General features: G+C 74.8%; 17 protein-coding genes and 1 pseudogene. 12 read left to right on the top strand and 6 right to left on the bottom strand.

The window, feature by feature from the left end; translation table 11 throughout:
* Positions 1-60 precede the first annotated feature (60 nt).
* The 11 genes and pseudogenes from BLW85_RS00560 (at position 61) to BLW85_RS00515 (ending at position 11696) form a co-directional block, all read left to right on the top strand.
* The gene (locus tag BLW85_RS00560) at positions 61-1128 is read left to right on the top strand and encodes a glucose-1-phosphate thymidylyltransferase (protein WP_074989994.1); all 1068 of its coding nucleotides are present in this window, start codon (positions 61-63) and stop codon (positions 1126-1128) included.
* Positions 1125-2240: a Gfo/Idh/MocA family protein gene (locus BLW85_RS00555; RefSeq protein WP_074989993.1), complete on the top strand. Its 1116-nt coding sequence runs from the start codon at positions 1125-1127 to the stop codon at positions 2238-2240. The genes BLW85_RS00560 and BLW85_RS00555 overlap by 4 nt, the downstream gene beginning before the upstream one ends.
* Positions 2237-3505 (top strand): beta-ketoacyl-[acyl-carrier-protein] synthase family protein, encoded by a 1269-nt coding sequence (locus BLW85_RS00550; RefSeq protein ID WP_074989992.1) that lies wholly within the window; start codon positions 2237-2239, stop codon positions 3503-3505. Before BLW85_RS00555 ends, BLW85_RS00550 begins: the two co-directional genes overlap by 4 nt.
* Positions 3502-4710: pseudogene (locus BLW85_RS00545) on the top strand (ketosynthase chain-length factor); the annotation flags it as partial. The gene BLW85_RS00550 and the pseudogene BLW85_RS00545, both read left to right, overlap by 4 nt.
* Before the next feature lie 63 nt (positions 4711-4773).
* Positions 4774-5040, top strand: a complete 267-nt coding sequence (locus BLW85_RS39875; RefSeq protein WP_341867925.1) for an acyl carrier protein — start codon at positions 4774-4776, stop codon at positions 5038-5040.
* A gap of 227 nt (positions 5041-5267) precedes the next feature.
* Positions 5268-6410 (top strand): acyltransferase domain-containing protein, encoded by a 1143-nt coding sequence (locus BLW85_RS00540; protein ID WP_074989991.1) that lies wholly within the window; start codon positions 5268-5270, stop codon positions 6408-6410.
* Positions 6407-7381 carry a dTDP-glucose 4,6-dehydratase gene (gene rfbB / locus BLW85_RS00535; protein ID WP_074989990.1) on the top strand — a complete coding sequence of 325 codons (975 nt, stop codon included), beginning with the start codon at positions 6407-6409 and terminating at the stop codon, positions 7379-7381. Before BLW85_RS00540 ends, rfbB begins: the two co-directional genes overlap by 4 nt.
* Positions 7382-7420: 39 nt before the next feature.
* Positions 7421-8587 carry a nucleotide disphospho-sugar-binding domain-containing protein gene (locus BLW85_RS00530; RefSeq protein WP_074989989.1) on the top strand — a complete coding sequence of 389 codons (1167 nt, stop codon included), beginning with the start codon at positions 7421-7423 and terminating at the stop codon, positions 8585-8587.
* A gap of 7 nt (positions 8588-8594) precedes the next feature.
* Positions 8595-9359: an NAD-dependent epimerase/dehydratase family protein gene (locus BLW85_RS00525; RefSeq protein ID WP_074989988.1), complete on the top strand. Its 765-nt coding sequence runs from the start codon at positions 8595-8597 to the stop codon at positions 9357-9359.
* A gap of 40 nt (positions 9360-9399) precedes the next feature.
* On the top strand, positions 9400-10617 hold the full coding sequence (locus BLW85_RS00520) for a nucleotide disphospho-sugar-binding domain-containing protein (protein ID WP_074989987.1): 1218 nt from the start codon (positions 9400-9402) through the stop codon (positions 10615-10617).
* Positions 10614-11696, top strand: a complete 1083-nt coding sequence (locus BLW85_RS00515; protein ID WP_074989986.1) for a MupA/Atu3671 family FMN-dependent luciferase-like monooxygenase — start codon at positions 10614-10616, stop codon at positions 11694-11696. The genes BLW85_RS00520 and BLW85_RS00515 overlap by 4 nt, the downstream gene beginning before the upstream one ends.
* 225 nt (positions 11697-11921) lie before the next feature.
* On the opposite strand, the gene BLW85_RS00510 is transcribed toward BLW85_RS00515, so the two are convergent.
* Positions 11922-12461: a rhomboid family intramembrane serine protease gene (locus BLW85_RS00510; RefSeq protein ID WP_244174765.1), complete on the bottom strand. Its 540-nt coding sequence runs from the start codon at positions 12459-12461 to the stop codon at positions 11922-11924.
* Between the two features lie 212 nt (positions 12462-12673).
* Positions 12674-13711: a class I SAM-dependent methyltransferase gene (locus BLW85_RS00505; protein ID WP_167381339.1), complete on the bottom strand. Its 1038-nt coding sequence runs from the start codon at positions 13709-13711 to the stop codon at positions 12674-12676.
* Between the two features lie 137 nt (positions 13712-13848).
* Here BLW85_RS00505 and BLW85_RS00500 point away from each other — a divergent pair, with 137 nt between their 5' ends.
* On the top strand, positions 13849-15072 hold the full coding sequence (locus BLW85_RS00500) for a nucleotide disphospho-sugar-binding domain-containing protein (protein ID WP_074989985.1): 1224 nt from the start codon (positions 13849-13851) through the stop codon (positions 15070-15072).
* Between the two features lie 101 nt (positions 15073-15173).
* On the opposite strand, the gene BLW85_RS00495 is transcribed toward BLW85_RS00500, so the two are convergent.
* The 4 genes from BLW85_RS00495 to BLW85_RS00480 all read right to left on the bottom strand — a co-directional run bounded on the left by BLW85_RS00495 (position 15174) and on the right by BLW85_RS00480 (position 19095).
* Positions 15174-15902 carry an ABC transporter permease gene (locus tag BLW85_RS00495; RefSeq protein WP_074989984.1) on the bottom strand — a complete coding sequence of 243 codons (729 nt, stop codon included), beginning with the start codon at positions 15900-15902 and terminating at the stop codon, positions 15174-15176.
* Complete coding sequence (locus BLW85_RS00490) at positions 15899-16885, bottom strand: ABC transporter ATP-binding protein (RefSeq protein ID WP_074989983.1); 987 nt, start codon at positions 16883-16885, stop codon at positions 15899-15901. Before BLW85_RS00490 ends, BLW85_RS00495 begins: the two co-directional genes overlap by 4 nt.
* Positions 16886-16963: 78 nt before the next feature.
* Complete coding sequence (locus BLW85_RS00485; RefSeq protein WP_074989982.1) at positions 16964-17995, bottom strand: ketoacyl-ACP synthase III family protein; 1032 nt, start codon at positions 17993-17995, stop codon at positions 16964-16966.
* Positions 17996-18123: 128 nt separating this feature from the next.
* Positions 18124-19095 (bottom strand): aldo/keto reductase, encoded by a 972-nt coding sequence (locus tag BLW85_RS00480; protein ID WP_074989981.1) that lies wholly within the window; start codon positions 19093-19095, stop codon positions 18124-18126.
* Between the last annotated feature and the right edge of the window lie 47 nt (positions 19096-19142).

The raw sequence follows: 19142 nt of genomic DNA, 5'->3' as shown, positions 1-19142 counted from the left end.
CTTCAGCACCCCGGTGCCGACCGCCCCGTCGGGAGCGGCCGTCGCGGTGAGGAGAGGTCCATGAAGGCCCTGGTGTTGTCGGGCGGCAGAGGAACCCGCCTGCGTCCCTTCAGCTACTCGATGCCCAAGCAGCTGATCCCGGTAGCCAACCAGCCCGTCCTGGAGCATGTCCTGGACAACCTGCGGGCGATCGGGGTGGAGGAGGTCGGCGTCATCGTCGGCGACTGGGCACCGCAGATCAGGTCGCTCCTCGGCGACGGCGGCCGGTACGGGATGCGGATCACCTACATCCCGCAGGACGAGCCGCGCGGGCTGGCCGACTGCGTGGCCATCGCCCGCGACTTCCTCGGCGACGACGACTTCGTGATGTACCTCGGCGACAACATGCTGCTGCAGGGGGTGCGGGAGATCGCCGAGGCGTTCCGCGCCCGGCGGCCCGCCGCCCAGGTGCTCGTGCACAAGGTGGCCGACCCGCGCGCGTTCGGCGTTGCCGAGGTGGACGCCGAGGGCCGCGTTCTCGCCGTCGAGGAGAAGCCGCAGGAGCCGAGGAGCGACCTGGCCCTGATCGGGGTCTACTTCTTCACCCCGGCCGTCCACCAGGCGGTCGCCGGCATCCGGCCGAGCGCCCGCGGCGAGCTGGAGATCACCGACGCCATCGCCTGGCTCGTCGAGCACGGCGCCCGGGTCGAGGCGACGGAGTACGGCGGCTACTGGCGTGACACCGGCTGCGTGGAGGACGTGCTGGACTGCAACCGCGAGCTGCTCGACTCGCTCACCGGACGGACCGACGGCATGGTCGACGCGGCCAGCGAACTCGTCGGCGAGGTCGTCGTCGAGGCCGGGGCGCGGGTGATCCGCTCGCGCATCGAGGGCCCGGTCGTGGTGGGCGCCGGCACGGTCATCGAAGACAGCCACGTCGACCCGCACACCGCCATCGGCCGCGACTGCCGGATCAGCGACGCCACGCTCGGCTACTCCATCGCCCTCGACGGCGCGACCGTCCGCCAGGTGCGCGGCATCCACGGGTCGTTGATCGGCCGCGCCGCGGTCGTCAGCGCCGCGGGCGAGGAACTCGGCCGCCATCGCGTCGTCGTCGGCGACCACACCACCGTCGAGGTGGCGGCGTGAGCCTCGGCCTCGGCCCGGCCGCGCCGCGCCCGGTGCGGATCGGCGTCCTCGGCACCGCCGACATCGCCCGGCGGCGCATGCTGCCCGCCTTCGCCGCCTGCCCGCTCACCGAGGTCGCCGCGGTGGCCAGCCGCGACGACGACAGGGCGGTGGCACAGACCGAGCGGTTCGGCGGCCGGCCCGTGCACGGCTACGCGGCGCTGCTCGAGCGGGACGACATCGACGCGGTCTACGTGCCGCTGCCGATCGCACTGCACGCCGAGTGGGTCGAGCGGGCCCTGCTCGCGGGCCGGCACGTGCTTGCGGAGAAGCCGCTCACCGCGTCGCCCGCCCGGACCCGGCGGCTGCTGGCGCTCGCCCGGGCCCGCGGTCTGGTGCTGATGGAGAACGTGATGTTCGTCCGCCACCCGCAGCACGAGGCCGTACGGCGGCTGGTGGCCGAGGGCGCGATCGGGGCGCCGCGGTCGTTCAGCGCCGCCTTCACCATCCCCGAACTGCCGCCGCACGACATCCGGTTCAGCGCTGAGCTGGGCGGCGGCGCGCTGCTCGACATCGGGCTTTACCCGGTGCGCGCCGCGCTCCACCTGCTCGGAGGGGACCTCACCGTCGCCGGCGCGGTGCTCCACCGGCCGCCGGACCGGGAGGTCGAGACCTCCGGCGCCGTGCTGCTGCGCCGCCCCGACGGGGTGACGGCGCAGCTCACCTTCGGCATCGGGGCCGGCTACCGCTCGATGTACGAGATCTGCGGCGCCACCGGCCGGCTGCGGGTGGACCGCGCCTTCACGCCGCCGGCCGACCACCGCCCGGCACTCGTCCTGGAGCGGGCGGGCGGCTCGGAGACGGTCGGGCTGGAGGCGGCCGACCAGGTCGAGGCCACCGTACGCGCGTTCGCCGAAGCGGTCCGCGGCGTGCCCGGAGCGGCGCCCGACCACCGGGCCACGCTGCGCCAGTCGCTGCTGCTCGCGGCGGTGCGGCGGGCGGCGAGCGGGCCCGCACCCGGTTTCGAGTCACCGTCGAGCCGGCCCGCCGACGATGGTCCCGGCCGTCGCGGGACGGCACAGCGAGGAAGGGAAGACGTGAGAGTGCACGTGAGAAGGGCGGGCCGGCCGTGACCCGCAGAGTGGTCATCACCGGGCTGGGCATCGTCGCCCCCGGCGGCATCGGCACCAAGGCGTACTGGGAGATGCTTACCGCGGGCCGCACCGCGACCCGTACCATCACCCACTTCGACGCCTCGCCGTTCCGGTCGCGGGTGGCCGCGGAGGCCGACTTCGACCCGGCCGCCGAGGGGCTGAGCCCGCAGGAGATCCGGCGGCTGGACCGCGCCGCGCAGTTCGCCGTCGTCAGCGCCCGCGAGGCGCTCGCCGACAGCGGTGTGACCGAGGACAGCTACGACCCCACGCGGATCGGCGTGACGCTCGGCAACGCCGTGGGCTGCACCACCAGCCTGGAGCGCGAGTACGTGGTGGTCAGCGACGGTGGCCGGAAGTGGCAAGTCGACCACGAGTACGCCGTCCCCGACCTGTACCGCCACTTCGTGCCCAGCTCGATGGCGAGCGAACTGGCCTGGCTCTCGGGAGCGGAGGGCCCCGCCGCCGTGGTCTCCACCGGCTGCACCTCCGGTCTCGACGCGCTCGGTCACGCCGCCGAGCTGATCCGGGAGGGCACCGTCGACATGATGGTCGCCGGCGCCGCCGAGGCCCCCATCTCGCCGATCACCTCGGCCTGCTTCGACGCCATCCACGCGACCACCCCGCGCAACGACGACCCCGAGCACGCCTCGCGCCCCTTCGACCGCACCCGCAACGGGCTTGTGCTCGGCGAGGGAGCGGCCGTGCTCATCCTGGAGGACCTCGGCAGCGCCCGCCGCCGCGGTGCCCACGTCTACGCGGAGATCGCCGGCTTCGCCTCGCGCTGCAACGCGTACCACATGACCGGACTCAAGCCCGACGGACGGGAGATGGCCGAGGCGATCGACGTGGCGCTCGGCGAGGCCCGCGTCGACCCCTCGGCGGTGGACTACATCAACGCCCACGGCTCCAGCACCAAGATGAACGACCGGCACGAGACCGCCGCGTTCAAGCGCAGCCTGGGCTACCACGCGTACAACACCCCGGTCAGCTCGATCAAGTCGATGATCGGGCACTCGCTCGGCGCGATCGGCGGCCTGGAGGCGGCGGCGTGCGCGCTGGCCATCGAGCACGGCGTGCTGCCGCCGACGGCCAACCTCCACGAGCCCGACCCCGAGTGCGACCTCGACTACATTCCCCTCACCGCGCGCGAGCAGCGCACCGACGTCGTGCTCAGCGTGGGCAGCGGCTTCGGTGGCTTCCAGACCGCGCTGGTGCTGGCCCGGCCGGACAGGAGCAGCCGATGACGGCGCAGGCGGTGGTGACCGGGATCGGCGTGGTGGCCCCCAACGGCCTGGGTGCCGAGGAGTACTGGAAGGCCACGGTCGAGGGGCGCAGCGGCCTCGGCCCGATCACCCGGTTCGATGCAGCGCAGTACCCGTCCCGGGTGGCCGGGGAGGTACCGGGGTTCGTCGCCGAGGAGCACGTCCCCAGCCGGCTCATCCCGCAGACCGACCACATGACCCGGCTCGCCCTGACCGCGGCCGACTGGGCGGTGCGGGACGCCGGGATCGACCCGGCCGCGCTCGACGAGTACGGCATGGGCGTGGTGACCGCGGCCTCCGGCGGCGGCGTCGAGTACGGCCACCGCGAGCTCCAGCAGTTGTGGAGCAAGGGCAAGGAGTACGTCAGCGCGTACCAGTCGTTCGCCTGGTTTTACGCGGTCAACACCGGCCAGATCTCCATCCGGCACCGGATGCGCGGGCCGAGCGGGGTGCTCGTCACCGAGCAGGCCGGCGGGCTCGACGTGCTCGGCCACGCCCGGCGGCACGTGCGCCGCGGCACCTCGCTGGTGGTCTCCGGCGGCGTCGACGGCGCCCTGTGCCCATGGGGCTGGGTGGCCCAGATCGCCACCGGGCGCCTGAGCGAGGTGGCCGACCCCGCCCGCGCCTATCTGCCGTTCTCCGCCGACGCGTGCGGCTACGTACCCGGCGAGGGCGGCGCCATCCTGCTGGTGGAGAAGGCGGAGTCGGTCTTCGGGCGGGGCGGCGGCCAGGTCTACGGCGAGGTCGCCGGGTACGCGGCCACCTTCGACCCGCGGCCCGGCAGCGGCCGCCCGCCCGGGCTGCAACGGGCCGCAGAACTGGCGCTCGCGGACGCACGGTTGACTCCGGAGGACGTCGACGTGGTCTTCGCCGACGCCGCAGGGGTCCCCGCGCTGGACCGCGCGGAGGCCGAGGCGCTGGTGGCCCTCTTCGGGCCGCGCGGGGTGCCGGTGACCGCGCCGAAGACCATGACCGGCCGCCTCTTCGGCGGCGGCGCCGCGCTGGACGCGGCCACCGCACTGCTCGCGCTGCGCGACGGTGTCGTCCCGCCGACCGTCGGAGTCGAGGCGCCCGCCGACGGTATGGAGCTCGACCTGGTCACCGGCGCCGCCCGGGAGGCCCGGCTGGGCACCGCGCTCGTCCTGGCCCGGGGGTACGGCGGATTCAACGCCGCCCTGGTGCTCCGCCGCGGCCGGCGCCGGACGGCGTCCGGCTCCGGCGCATCGCTACCGAAAACGAGGAAGGCTGACATGTCCCAGCAGACCGTGATGGAACTCGCCGAACTGACCCGCCTGCTCCGGGAGAACGCGGGCGAGGCGGAGGGGGTCGACCTCGACGGCGACGTCCTCGACACCGACTTCATGGAGCTCGGCTATGACTCGCTCGCACTGCTGCAGGTCGTAGGGAGCATCCAGCGCGACTACGGGATCGTGATCCCGGACGACGCCGCAGCCGAGGCGGAGACCCCGCGCGCGCTGCTCGACCTGATCAACGGCGCCCGGTCGTACGCGGCCTGACCCGGACGCGACCCGTGCCCACCGCACGGCGGCCCACCCGGCCGCCGCGGAGCGGCCTGCTCGGCCACCCGCCGGAACGGCCCACCTGGGCCACCACACCGCGGCCCACCAGGCCGCCGATATCGCGGCCGTCCCGCCCCACCCGGGCGGGACGGCCGCGGTGTGTCCGGCGGCTCGTCACCCCACCCCCGCCACACCCCGCCTCACCCCCCGCAGGAGCCGGACCGATGTCTTCCACCGCGCCCGCACCCGCAGCCGCGCCCGCGCCGCCCGCCAGGGGGCCACAGGCCCCGCCACGGCTCGCCTTCCTGCTGCCCGGTCAGGGCGCACAGCGACCCGGCATGGCCCTCGGCCTGTACGGCGTCGAGGAGTCCTTCACCGCCGCCGTCAACGAGGTGCTCGACCTGTACGGCCCGGAGGGCGACCGGATCCGCGGCGACTGGGCGAGCGAGCACCCGGCCGTCCCGCTCGACCACGTCTCGCGCGCCCAGCCGCTGCTGTTCGCCCTCGACTACGCGCTCGGCCGGATGCTGCTGGCCTGGGGCGCGCGGCCCGCCGTGCTGCTCGGCCACAGCGCCGGGGAGGCGGCCGCGGCGGTGCTCGCCGGGGTGATGACGCTGCCGGACGCGGTGGCGCTGCTCGCCGAGCGCGTCGAGCTCATCGCGGACGCGCCCCCCGGTGGCATGCTCGCCGTCGCCGCGAGCGAGGCGGAGGTGGCCCCGTACCTGACCGACGAGGTCGTCGTCGGCGCGGTCAACGCCCCCGCCCAACTCCTGCTCGCCGGGCCGGAACCACAGCTCACCGCGGTCGCCGGGGCACTCACCGCGGACGGTGTCGTCTGCGCCCGGGCCCGCGCCACGCACGGTTTCCACAGCCCGTCGATGGACGACGCCTGCCGCCGGCACCTCCTCTCGGTCGCCGCTGTGCCGCTGCGCCCGCCGGCCATCACCGTCCTGTCCGGCTACACCGCCGCAGAACTCACCGCGGACCAGGCCACCGACCCGGAGTTCTGGGCCGGCCAGCCGGCGCGCCAGGTGCGCTTCGGACCCGCCCTTGACCGGCTGCTCGCCGCGGGCCCCTGCCATCTGGTCGAGACCGGGCCCGGACAGAGCCTGTCCGCGCTCGCCCGCCGCCACCCCGGCGTCACGCGGGGCGGCAGCACGGTGGTGTCCCTGCTCGACGCCCGTGCCCGCGGCCCGCACCGGGACCGGGCCGCGCTGCTGCGCGCCGCCGAACACCTGGCCGCGCTCGGTCACCTGTCCGACCCGGACGCCGTCGCCCGGCTGCGTGCCGCGCTCGGTACCGAAGCCGGTGCCTCCACAGCGGTTCGACCCCGGTTCGAGACGCCGGCACGACGCTCGGCGCCATGAGGATTCTGGTCACCGGCGGAGCCGGGTTCATCGGCTCCCACTACGTACGCTCCCTGCTGGCGGGCGCCTACCCGGGTTTCGAGGGGGCCCGGGTGACGGTGGTCGACAGCCTGACCTACGCGGGGAACCCCGCCAACCTCCCGCTGGACGACCCGAGGCTGGAGTTGGTCAAGGGGGACATCTGCGACCAGCCGCTGCTGGAGGAGGTCTTCCCCGGCCACGACGCCGTGCTGCACTTCGCCGCCGAGTCCCACGTGGACCGCTCCCTGGACGGCCCCGCCGGATTCGTGCGCACCAACGTCGCTGGCACCCAGTGCGTGCTCGACGCGGCGCTGCGCTGCGGCGTCCCCCGGGTGGTGCACGTCTCCACCGACGAGGTGTACGGCTCGATCACCGAGGGCGCGTGGACCGAGGAGTCACCGCTGCTGCCCAACTCCCCCTACTCCGCCTCCAAGGCGGGCAGCGACCTGATCGCACGCGCCTACTGGCGCACCCACGGCCTCGACGTCTCCATCACCCGCTGCTCCAACAACTACGGGCCCCACCAGCACGTCGAAAAGCTCATCCCGCGGTTCGTCACCAACCTGCTGGACGGGCAGCCCGTCCCGCTCTACGGCGACGGCGGCAACGTGCGCGAATGGCTGCACGTGGACGACCACTGCCGCGCCCTGCACCTGGTGCTCACCAAGGGCCGCGCGGGGGAGGTCTACAACATCGGCGGCGGCCACCACGCCACCAACCGCGAGATCACCGAGCAGCTGCTCGAACTGTGCGGCGCCGACTGGGACATGGTCCGGAAGGTCGCCGACCGCAAGGGCCACGACCTGCGGTACGCGCTCGACGACAGCAAGATCCGCGAGCAGCTCGGCTACGCGCCGCGGGTGGCCTTCGAGTGGGGTCTGGCCGACCTGGTCGCCTGGTACCGGGAGAACCGCGGCTGGTGGGAGCCGCTGAAGCAGACGGCGTCCTGACGGCGCCGCACCCCCAGCCCATCCGACCGAGGAGTCGACATGCGGGTCCTGTTCACCACTGCCCCCCTGCCCGGCCACCTGTATCCGATGGTGCCGCTCGCCTGGGCACTGCGTGCCGCGGGCCACCAGGTGCTGGTGGCCGCGCCGGAGAACTTCAGCGAGACCGTCGTGGCCACCGGGCTCCCCGCCGCCACCAGCGCACCGCCCGTGGCGTTCGAGGAGTTCATGCTGCACGACCGGGACGGTCGCCGGCTCACCCCCGCGGCCGACCCGGCCGAGCGCCGCAGGGAGAGCGGCCGTGCCTGGGGACGGCTGGCCGCCCGGACGCTCGACGGCACGCTCCGCCTGATCGAGACGTGGCGGCCGGACCTGCTGGTGTGCGAGCCCATGGAGTACGCCGGACAACTGGCGGCGTCCGCGCACGGCGTGCCGTGGATCGAGCCCGGGCTGAGCCTGTCCGACTTCAGCGCCCCCGAGGGGCCGCGGGCGAGCGCCGTGGCGGAACTCGGGCCCGAGCGCGCCGCCCTCGGTGTGCCCCGGCTGCAGGACCCCGCGCTCTTCCTGGACGTGCGCCCGGCGGCGCTGCGCGGCCCGGACCCCCGCGCCGGTCTGCCGATGCGGTACGTCCCCTACAACGGCCCCGACGTCCGCCCCCCCTGGCTCGACGCGCCGCGCTCCCGGCCGCGGATCTGCCTCACCCTCGGCAGCATGCTGCCCACCCACGGCCGCCTCGACTTCCCCGGGCGCATGGCCGAACTCGCCCGCGCCCTCACCGGTCTCGGAGCCGAGGTCGTGGTGGCGGTGGACGACCGCGTCGCCGAGGCCTGGCGGCCGCTGCCGTCCGGGGTGGTCGCGGCCGGCCGCTTCGCGCTGGAGCGCGGGCTCACCGGCTGCGACCTGCTGATCAGCCACGGCGGCCCGGGCTCGGTCTTCGCCGCGCTCTCGCTGGGTGTCCCCCAACTGTGCCTGCCGCAGACCTCGGACCAGTTCGACAACTCGCTGCGGCTGCAGGAGTACGGCTGCGGGCTGCGCCTGCTGCCGGGCGAGGCGTCCACCGAGGCGGTACTGGAGCGCGCCGAGGCACTGCTGCGGGAGGCCGGGTACCGGGAGCGGGCCAGTGAGGTCGCCGCCGCGACGGCCGCGATGCCCGCCCCCGCCGACGTCGTCGCCGAGCTGGCCAAGGCCGCCGCCGGCCGGGCCGGGTGAGCCGGCCGTGCAGATCGTCGGAAACGGCTTCCTCGCCCGGCACTTCGCGCGCCTGGCCGACCGCCACGACGGGGTCGTGCTGCTCGCCGCCGGGGTGTCCTGGGCCGCCGGCACCTCGGCCGCCGCATTCGCCCGCGAGGAGGCGCTGGTGAGGGAGGTACTGCGCCGCTGCCGGGCCGACGGCACCCGGCTCGTCTTCTTCTCCACCGCCTCCACCGGCATGTACGGCGCCCCCGGCTGCCACGGGCGGGAGGACGAATTGGTCACGCCCTGCACTCCGTACGGGCGGCACAAGCGGGCGCTGGAGCAGGTGGTCGGCTCCGGTGGCGCCGACCACCTCGTCCTCCGCCTCGGCCACGTCGTCGGCCCCGGCCACCCGCCGCACCAGTTGCTGCCCTCACTGATCAGCCAGGTGCGCGCGGGCGAGGTGACGGTGCACCGCGGCGCGGCTCGCGATCTGATCGCCATCGACGACGTGGTCGACCTGGTCGACCGGCTGCTCACGCTCGGCGTGCGCGACGACGTGGTCAACATCGCCTCCGGGGTGGCCGTCCCCGTCGAGGCGATCGTCGACCATCTCGAGCGGCGGCTCGGCACCCCGGCGACGCGCCGGTTCGTCACCGGCCTCGGCGCCAACCACCGGGTCCGCATCGACAAGCTGCGGCGGCTGCTGCACCCGCGACCGGTGGCCTTCGCCGACGACTACTACCAGGGGGTGCTCGACCGCTACGTCGACTCCCCGGCGACCGCACAGGAAGCCCCGGCACTGTGACCGGGGCCCCGGAACACGGGAACAACAGGGGAGTGCACCGGTGCGTGTGCTGTTCGTGACGGCCGTGATGCCGTCGCACTACTTCGTCATGGCGCCGTTCGCCTGGGCCCTGCGCGCCGCGGGACACGAGGTGTACGCCGCCACCCACCCGGAGCTCGTCGACACCGTCGCGGCGTCCGGCATACCCGTGGTCGGCGCCGGCCCGCCGGTGGACTTCGCCCGCCGCTACCGGGAGCGGGCCGGGACGGGGCGGCCCGCGGCGGCGGACCCCAAGACGCTCTTCTGCGACATCGCCGACGGCATGGCCGACGACGTGGTGCGGTTCGCCCGCGCCTGGTGGCCGGACGTCGTGGTCTGGGAGCCGTCCGCGCTCGCCGGGCCGCTCGTCGCCGCCGTCACGGGCGCGCTGTCGCTGCGCTGCCCTTGGGGGCCGGACATCGTCGGCCGCGGCCTGGGCCGGGACAACCTGCCGCCCGAGTTCGGCGCGCTCTTCGAACGGTTCGGGCTGCGCCTGGCCGACGTGCCAGAGTGGTGGAACCTCGACGCCTGCCCCGAGGCGGCGCAGGTGCCGGGGATGGCCAGGCGGTTGCCGGTGCGCTACGTGCCGTATAGCAGCGCCGGGCGGGTGCCGTCCGGGGTGCTGGAGCGGCCCGCTGGCCGGCCCCGGATCTGCGTCGCGCTGGGCATCACCATGACCGAGGTGGCTGGCCCGGACGGCTTCTTCGCCCCCCGGGTGCTCGACGCCCTGTGCGGGCTCGACGTCGAGCTCGTCGCCGCCGTCGTGGCGGGCCAGCGGCCGCTGCTGGGTACGGTGCCGCAGGGGGTTCGGGTCGTGGAGGACTGCGCCCTGCACATGCTCATCCCCTCCTGCGACCTCGTCATCCACCACGGCGGCACCGGCACCATGCTCACCGCCGCACTGCACGGCGTACCGCAGCTGGCGCTCAGCCACAGCCCCGACCAGCGGTTCTTCGCCGTCCACCTGGCGCGCACCGGCGCGGGCAGCCACCTCCCCGCAGCCGAGGCGGGGCCCGCCGAACTGCGCGGGCTCGTCGGGGAGCTGCTCGGCGACCCCGCCTGCCGAGCGGCCGCGGCGGCCCTGCGGGACGCCATGACGGGCCTGCCGACACTCGCGGACTACATACCGGTCGTGGAGCGGCTGGCGGCCGGAGACGGGGCCGCCGACGCGCTCGCGCCCATCGCACAGCACATACCGCAGCTCATACAGCAGCTCGGACAGCAGGGAGCAGCATCATGACCGACACCCCGGACGGCCTCGACTTCGGCCTGTTCTTCTTCGCCGCGGTCGGGGACGCCGCCGCCGACGCCTACCGACTGCTGCTGGCAGGCGCCCGCCGCGCCGACGAGCTCGGCTTCTCCTTCGTCTCCACTCCGGAGCGCCACTTCCACCGCTTCGGCGGAGCCTTCCCCAACCCGGCGGTCACCTCAGCCGCGGTGGCCGCGGTGACCGAGCGGATGCAGATCCGGGTGGGCAGCGTGGTCACCCCGCTGCACCATCCCGCGCGCGTGGTCGAGGACTTCGGCGTCATCGACGTCATCTCGGGCGGGCGCGCGGCGATCTCGGTCGGCTCCGGGTGGAACGTCAACGACTTCGTGCTGGCCCCGGAGGCGTACGAAGGCCGCCGCGAGCGGGTCGTCGCCGACATCGCGGCGATCCGCCGGGCCTGGGCCGACGGCACCTGGACCGGGCCCAACCCGCACGGCGAGGAGGTCACCGTCGACCTCTACCCGCGGCCGGTCCAGCGTGAGCTGCCGATCTGGACCACCGTCTCGCGAAGCGAGGAGACCTTCCGCACCGCGGGCCGTCTCGGCACCAACGTCCTCACCCACCTGGAGAACCAGGACGTCGACGGGCTCGCCGAGAAGATCACGGTCTACCGCAAGGCACGCGCGCAGGCCGGGTTCGACCAGGGGCGGGTCACGGTGATGATGCACACCTACGTCGCCGCGACCACCGAGGCCGCGCACGCGGTTGCCGCGCCCGCGCTCAGGGAGTACCTGCTGACCGCCATCGACCTGGAGGCCCGCGCGGTACGCGCCGGCGGGTCGATGAGCGGCGGGCGCCGGGGCCGTGACTTCATGGGCCGCGACGACGCCCGCTCCCGCCTCGCCGAATTCGGCGTCAACCGGTACCTGGGCGGCACCTCGCTGATCGGCTCGGTGGACGCCTGCACGGCGGTGGCCGAACGAGTACGCGCCGCGGGCGCCGACGAGATCGCCTGCCTGGTCGACTTCGTCGGCGACACCGACGCCGTCCTGGCGGGCCTGGAACACCTGGACACCGTTCGCCGCCGCGTCGCCGCTCCGCGGGACTGAGCACGCGAGGCGGCGCGGGCGCCGGGGAGTCGCCGGCGCCCGCGCCGCCGTGCCGGGCCGTGTCCGCGCACCGGGCGCGGGCTGCGGTGCCGCCGGGGACCGGCCTTTCCCCGCCGCGACGGCGATCGGCCTCGACAGCGGAGCCAGCGGTGGCGAGCCGGCCGTATCCCCGCGCAGACGCCGACGGCCCGTGGCGGTTCGCCACGGACCGTCGGCGCGCCGGTGTCAGCGGGCGCGTCGGCGGCGCCGCAGGAGCAGACCGGCGCCGAGGGCGGCGCCGGTCATCGTGGGCAGGCCGTGGATGTCGCGCAGCGCGGTGTCCACCACGGCCCCGGCGAGCACCGCACCGCCCCACAGGCGGACCCGGTTCAGCAGCGGTCGCGGCCAGCCGCGGTCGCCCGCCTCGAGGTACAGCCAGGCGATCAGCCCGCCCGCGAGGCCCAGGTCGGCGACGGAGTTGCCCGCGCCGTGCGGTTGCCAGGCGTACCCGACGAGTTCGCCGACCGCGCCGGGCACCAGATAGAGCGCGAGCATCGCGCGCGAGCCGAGGAGCCGCTCGACCGGCACCCCGAGCAGCGCGATGCCCGGCACGGTGATCAGCGACTGCCAGGAGGGGTCCTGGACCAGCAGCGGGGACAGCGCCCGCCACCACTCGCCGCGGGCGAGCGCGTCGGGGTCGCGCCGCAGTGCCGACAGCACCTCCGGCCAGGCGAACTGCGCCGCGGTCACCGCACCGGTGACCAGGAGGACGGAGGCGGTCGCCACCGGGAACCGCCGTCTGCCGGGCGGTCGCCGCGTCATCGGCGCCCGCCCGCGCCGGGCCTGCTGGTGTCCATCAACGTCCCACTCCTGTCCGGTGCTTGCCCGCCACGCACGGCCTGTCCCCACCATGCTGCACGAGGTCCTCGAGGACCGCTGGAGGAGTTCCTCGGCGAGGGCCGCGCTCCCGGCGCCCCCTCCGGCGACCGTCTCACCGGTCAGCCCTCGTCGGCGCGCGAGCCGACCAGCACGCTCAGCGGCAGGCCGGGCCGCGTCGTCAACTCGGCCCGGGTCAGACCGGCTTCGGCGAGCATCGCGCGGTGCGCCTCGGTCGAGTGCAGCTCGCCGCCCGCGGTCCACGACAGCATGAGCAGGCCGAGCAGGTGGGCGTGCGGCTCGTCGGCGGGCGGCCGGTCGCCGGTGGTGAACCCCAGCACCACCAGCCGGCCGCCCGGCGCGAGGACCCCGGCGAGCCGTTTCATCAGCGCGGCGGCGCGCTCCGGCGGGAAGTGGAAGAGCAGGTTGCCCACCACCACGACGTTGTACGGGCCGTCCAGCGGCACATCAAAGACGTCGCCGGGGAGCAGCTCCACCCGGTCGCGCACCCCGAGCCGGCGGGCGTGCCCGTCGGCGACCTCGAGCACGGTGGGCCAGTCCTGCGAGGTGATCCGGGCGTCCGGCAGCCGCCGGGCGAGCGTGTAGCCGGTCAGGCCGTGCCCGCACCCGGCGTCCAGCACGCGCAGCCCGGTGCGCTCCTTCGCCCAGGGTTCCAGGACGTCGGCGAGGAGCTCGGCCGCGCGAACGGTGCCGAAGGTGGTGTGGGTGGCGAAGTCAACCCAGTACGGGAAATCCGGCGCCAGGGCGTCGACGCCCGGCACCGGGCCGCCCTCGCGTACCGTGCGCGCCAGCCGTCCCAGTGCCTCCCACTCACCGGTGCTCGCCGCCACCGAGGCGATGCCGCCGCAGTATCCGGGGCTGGTGGTGACGAGCAGTTCCCCGGCGCCGGGCACCAGGCCGTAGCGCCCCTCGCACTCGTCGACGAGCCGCAGCGCGGCCAGCGCACCGAGCAGCAGCCGGGTACCGCGCTCGTCGGCGCCGGTCCGGGCGGCCACCACCGCCGCGTCGGCCGGCCCCTCGGCGAGTGCGTCGAAGATCTTCAACTCGACCGCGGCACGCACCACCGCGGTCTGCTTGAACGCGGCCATCATCTCGAACAGCCGCTGCGGTGTGAGCCGTTCGGCATCCGCTCCGGTCACGATCGCTCCTTCCCAGGGTGGCCGCCGGGCGGCGGGCCGCCGCCACTGTGGCCGGGCCGCCTGCAGGGCGGCTCGACCCCGGATCGAGAGCGCTCCGCGATCCTGGCGGACCGGTGGTTGAATCCGAGGAGACATGCATGCGTGTGCTGTTCACGGTGTCGGCCTGGCGCGGGCACTGGTACCCGCTCGTGCCCCTGGGGTGGGCGCTCCAGGCATCCGGGCACGAGGTGCGGGTGGCCTGCGCCCCGTCGCAGAGCACGGAGATCGGCCGGGCCGGGCTGGTGCCGGTGCCGGTGCTCGGCGAGGTCGACATGATGTTCCTGGCCCGGTTGCAGAACGTCTGGAACGCCCAGGAGGGCACCTGGCCCTACCCCGCGCCGCCGCCGCACCCGGTCACCGGCGAACCCATGCGGTCCCTCGCCGAGTTCACCTTCGCCGACTTCACCCGGGAGAGCGGTGCGCGGCTCGCCGAGCCGGCCCGGCGCGGCTTCGACGCCGCCGTCGGCCTCGCCCGGCGCTGGCGGCCCGACCTCGTGGTGCATGAACTGCTCAGCCTTGAAGGCGTGCTGGCAGCCCGGGTGACCGGGGTGCCATCGGTGCTGCACCTGTGGGGTCCGGTCGGCACCGACGAGGACGAGCCGGGGCTGCGGCTGCGCCCGGACGACCCCACGGGCGCGTTCCGCCGCCACGGCGCGGGGGAGTTCCGGCCCGACTTCGTCCGGCACGTCATCGACCCGTGCCCCGCCGGGCTGCGGCCGCGCACCGACGCGGCGCGCCTGCCGATGCGGTACGTCCCCTACAACGGGCCCGGCGCCGTGCCCCGCCTGGCGCCGCCGCGCCCCGGCCGGCCCCGGGTCTGCGTCATCTGGGGCAACTCGGCCACCCGGGTGGCAGGTCCGCAGGCGTTCAGGCTGCCCGAGGTGCTGGCGGCCCTGACGGAGCTGGACGCCGACGTCGTCCTCACCGCCCCGGCGGCCGACGTCGCCGCGCTCGGGCAACTGCCGCCGTCGGTGACCGTGTTGGCCCAGTGCCCGCTCCACCTGCTGCTGCCCGGCTGCGACGCGGTCGTCCACCACGGCGGCGCGGGGGCGGTGATGACGGCGACGGCCGCCGGGGTGCCGCAGATGGTCATGGCGTGCGCGATGGACCAGTTCCTCAACGCCCGCCGGGTCGCCGCCGCCGGCGCCGGGCTCGCCCTGCCCGCCCATCGGGCCGACGCCGTGGCGGTGCGCGCCGCGGTGGGGGAACTGCTCGGCGATCCCGGCCACCGCGAGCGGGCGGCGCGGCTGCGCGACGAGATGCGGGCGCTGCCCAGCCCGGCACAGCTCGTACGTGATCTGGCGGCGCTGGCCGCCCGCTGAGCCCTGCGCCTCGGGTCGCGGTACGCGCGCACGCCGACGGCCCGCCCGGATCATCCGGGCGGGCCGTTCGTACGGGGCGGCCGGAGACACTCCGGCGCCGGTCAGACGCGGATCTCGTCGCGCCGGTAGAGCCAGGCCGCCAGCGCCGAGAACAGCGCCAGATAGCCGCCGAGGACGACGAGGTCGACCACGGAGGGCCATTCGCCGCGCTGCGCGTAGTGGCCGAGCTGCGCGAGGTGGTAGGTGGGGGTCAGCTTCGCCACCACCCGCAGCCACGACGGGAAGGTCTCGACCGGCCAGAACAGCCCTCCCGCCATCGAGAAGCCCAGGTTCACCACCATCAGGCCGACGGTGATCGAGGTGGAGGTGAACATGTAGCCGAGCAGCACGCTCAGCGAGCAGAAGACCAGGCTGCCGAACCATACGGCGAGCGTGGCGCCCACCCAGGACGGGCCCGACATCCGCACCCCGTTGAAGAACCCGCCGAAGGCGAAGATGGCGACGGTGGCGGTGAGGCTCACCGTCGCGCCGGTGAGCACCTTGGCCGCGATGTACTTGCCGCTCGACATCGAGGTGAGCCGCAGCTGCCGGGTCCAGCCGATCTCCCGCTCGGCGGCGATGCGCGGGCCGCCGGCGTTGAGGGCGGCGCCGATCGCGCTGAAGACGGCCATCGACACCAGCAGGTACTTGGCCGCCGAGGTGCCGCCGAGCGTCGCCGTCTTGTTGCGGGCGCTCGACAGGTAGATCATCATGGGCATGCCGATGGTGAAGACGATGAAGCGCCAGTCCCGGAAGGCGCGCTTGATCTCCAGTTCCAGCAGGACGCTCAACGGGTCGTCTCCTTGTTCGTGACGAGGGAGCCAAGGGGCTGGGGGTCGGAGCCGGACCGCTCGCCGCCCGGATCCTGGGTGATGCTCAGATAGGCCTGCTCCAGCCCGAGGCCGGTGATCTCCAGGTCGCGCGGGCGGGGCCCACCGAGCACCATGGCCTCCACCGTGGCGTCGGAGTCCGCGCTGTGCAGCACCGCCGTGTCGCCGTGCGCCTGCGCGTCGACCACGCCCGGCAGTCCGCGCAACTGCCCGACGTCGGCGCCCGGGCAGGTGAAGCTCATGCGGCGCAGACCGGTGCGGGCCTTCATGGCGGCGGGGGTGGTGTCGGCGAGCAGCCGCCCCTGGTGCATCACGAGGATGCGGTCAGCGGCATTGTCCGCCTCCTCCATGTAGTGGGTGGCGAACAGCAGGGTCCGCCCGGCCCGGGTCTGGGCCCGCATCGTCTCCCAGAACTGGTTGCGGGTGGCCACGTCCATCCCCGCGGTGGGCTCGTCGAGCACGACCAGGTCGGGGTCCTCGACGATGGCGAGGGCGAAGCGGATGCGCTGCCGCTGACCGCCGGAGAGCTTGTCGACCCGGTGTCCGGCGATGTCCTCGATGCCGGCCTGGCTCATGATGGTCTTGACCGGCAGCGGGTGCTGGGCGAGCCGGTGCACCAGCCGGATCAGGTCCCGCACCTTCACCTCGGGCATGAGCCCGCCGGTCTGGAGCATCGCGCCGACCAGCCCGGCCCTAATGGCATCGGCCGGCCGCTGCCCGAACAGCCGCACCTGGCCGGAGTCGGGGCGGACCAGGCCCAGCAGGATGTCCAGCGTGGTCGACTTGCCGGCGCCGTTGGGCCCGAGCAGGCCGACCGTCTGGCCGGGCTCGACGGTGACGGTGAGGTCGTCGACGGCGCGGACGTCGCCGTAGCGCTTGGAGACGCCCTCCAAGGCGATCGCGGGGGCGGGCGGCGCGGCCGGCCGCTTGGTGGTGGTTCCCATACGGGTCAGGTGTCCCTTCGGCAGGAGAGGTCGGCAGGAGACGGGGGTCGGGAGGGGGGCCGGGGCACGGCGGGACGGTCAGACGGGCCGGGCGGGTGGCCGCACCACCTCGACCACCGCCGAGGACCAGGTGAACCCGGCGCCCACGCCCATGACCAGCACCCGCTGGCCGGGGCGCAGGGCATGGGTGTCCGCCAGGTGTCCCAGGCTCGCGAACTGGTCGGCGGCGCCGAGGTGGCCGACGCCGCGGAACCACGACCAGAGCGTGCGCTCCTCGGGGATGCTCAGCGGGGCGGTGTAGGAGGCGTCGAGCCGGCGCCGGCCGAAGTGGGGGAGGACGTACCAGTCGATGGTCGCCAGGTCGGTGCCGGCCTCGTCGAGGGCCCGGGTGAGTGCCGCTCGCTGCCCCGCGGCGGTGCGGGCCACCGTCGCGGACATGCTCGCGGTGGCACGGAAGCCCTTCTGGCACGCCTTCATGTCGATCGGGCGCCGTACCGTGAACGGCGCCGGACCGAACGGGTCGTCGCCCCGGTGCATCGCCTCCAGCTCCGGGTCGGAGACGGTCGCCAGGCTCAGCAGGCGGCCCCAGCCGTCCCGGTTGGAGAGCACGAGGGCCGCGGCGCCGTCGCCGTAGACCGTGCCCGGGTCGCTGAACCACCGGTCGAAGCCGGGCAGGCAGAACCGGTCGGCGGCCACGGTGAGCGCCGCCGCGTCGCCCGGCGCCGCCGTCAGGTGCGCGGCGGCCAACTCCAGCGCGGCCATGCCCCCGTTGGACAGCTGCCGGATCTCCACCGCCGGGCACCGGTTGCCCAGCCCCTCGCGCTGCACGTACGAGGCGGGCGCCCACAGGTCGTGGCCCTGGTAGTAGACGTTGGCGTACAGAAGGACACTCACCTGCCCGGGATCGAGCGCCGAGCGCTCGAGCGCCTGCCGGGCGGCGCGCGCGGCCATCTCCGGTGCGGAGTCTCCCGCGGAGACGGTCGCGGCGAGATACCCCGTCGCCGCCAGGTCCTGCGGACGGCACAGATCGCGCTCGGCCGCTTCGGCGACGGTGAGGGCGGGCGGGAGCCACCGCCCATGACCGGCGATGAACACCGCGTTGTACTTCATTGCGTTCAGGGCCTTTCCGTGCGTCGGCCGCGGGCTCCGATCATGGGTGCGCGGTCTCGAACTCCGGTCGACCACTGATGGAATGCGCGGCTCCGGTCAAGCAGCGGGCGGATACCGGGCGACACCCCTCAGCGCGGGGGATCTCCGGGCAGGCGGGATCCCGCGACCGCGTCCGCGGGGAAGCAGTCGGCGAGCCGTGCCGCGTCGGCGGCGCTCAACCGCTCCGCGGCGGCGGCGATGTTCTCCAGCAGGTGCTCGCGGCGCACGGTGCCGGGAATCGGCACGATGTCCTCGCCCCGCGTCAGCACCCAGGCGAGCGCGAGCCGCCCGAGCGGGACGCCGGTCTCCTCGGCGATCCGGGCCGCCTCGCCGAGAAGGACGCGGTTGCGGGCGAGGTTCTCCGGGGCGAACCGCGGATGGTTGCGCCGGTAGTCCCCCTCGGCCGGGCCGTTCGCACCCACCGCCCCGGCGAGGAACCCACGGCCGAGCGGGCTGCACGCCACCAGGCCGATGCCCAGCTCGCGGGCGACCGGCAGCACGGCGTCCTCCACGTCCCGCGACCACAGCGAGTACTCGGCGGCGACCGCGGCGACGGGGTGGACGGCGTGCGCCCGGCGCAGTACGTCCGCCGGCGCCTCCGACAGGCCGATGTGGCGGATCTTGCCCTCGGCGACGAGTTCCGCGAGCCCGCCCACACTCTCCTCCACCGGCACCTTCGGGTCCACCCGTGCCAGGTGGTAGAGGTCGATGTGGTCGGTGCCCAGCCGCCGCAGCGACGCCTCGCAGGCCCGCCGCAGGAAGGCGGGGGAACCGTCGAAGGCGGTGGGCCGCCGCGAGCCGGCGAAGACCGCGCCGCCGCGGGTCGCGATCACGGCCTGTTCGCGCCGCCCAGCCAGTGCGCGGCCCAGCAGCTCCTCCACGCTGCCGCCGCCGTAGAAGTCGGCGGTGTCCAGCAGTGTCACGCCCCGGTCGAGCGCGGCCCGCACCACGTCCACGGCGGCGTCCGCGTCGACCCGGCCGTACCCGCCCGTCAGGCCCAGACAGCCCAGTCCGACGGCCGAGCAGAGCGGGCCCGCAGCGCCCAGCTTCCTGATCTCCATGCCGGCCAGGCTGCCGGTCCCCCCTCGAGGCCCGGTCGACGACCGGG

It is taken from the genome of Streptomyces misionensis (genome assembly GCF_900104815.1).
In the GTDB taxonomy this organism is placed as follows: domain Bacteria; phylum Actinomycetota; class Actinomycetes; order Streptomycetales; family Streptomycetaceae; genus Streptomyces; species Streptomyces misionensis.
This window is presented reverse-complemented; position numbering and strand designations above follow the sequence as displayed.

Bases quoted from the DNA above. Each gene is read 5' to 3' on its own strand.
- BLW85_RS00540 (WP_074989991.1), top strand. From the start codon at position 5,268: ATGTCTTCCACCGCGCCCGCACCCGCAGCCGCGCCCGCGCCGCCCGCC.
- BLW85_RS00560 (WP_074989994.1), top strand. From the start codon at position 61: ATGAAGGCCCTGGTGTTGTCGGGCGGCAGAGGAACCCGCCTGCGTCCC.
- BLW85_RS00490 (WP_074989983.1), bottom strand. From the start codon at position 16,885: ATGGGAACCACCACCAAGCGGCCGGCCGCGCCGCCCGCCCCCGCGATC.
- BLW85_RS39875 (WP_341867925.1), top strand. From the start codon at position 4,774: ATGTCCCAGCAGACCGTGATGGAACTCGCCGAACTGACCCGCCTGCTC.
- BLW85_RS00480 (WP_074989981.1), bottom strand. From the start codon at position 19,095: ATGGAGATCAGGAAGCTGGGCGCTGCGGGCCCGCTCTGCTCGGCCGTC.
- BLW85_RS00530 (WP_074989989.1), top strand. From the start codon at position 7,421: ATGCGGGTCCTGTTCACCACTGCCCCCCTGCCCGGCCACCTGTATCCG.
- rfbB (WP_074989990.1), top strand. From the start codon at position 6,407: ATGAGGATTCTGGTCACCGGCGGAGCCGGGTTCATCGGCTCCCACTAC.
- BLW85_RS00485 (WP_074989982.1), bottom strand. From the start codon at position 17,995: ATGAAGTACAACGCGGTGTTCATCGCCGGTCATGGGCGGTGGCTCCCG.
- BLW85_RS00515 (WP_074989986.1), top strand. From the start codon at position 10,614: ATGACCGACACCCCGGACGGCCTCGACTTCGGCCTGTTCTTCTTCGCC.
- BLW85_RS00500 (WP_074989985.1), top strand. From the start codon at position 13,849: ATGCGTGTGCTGTTCACGGTGTCGGCCTGGCGCGGGCACTGGTACCCG.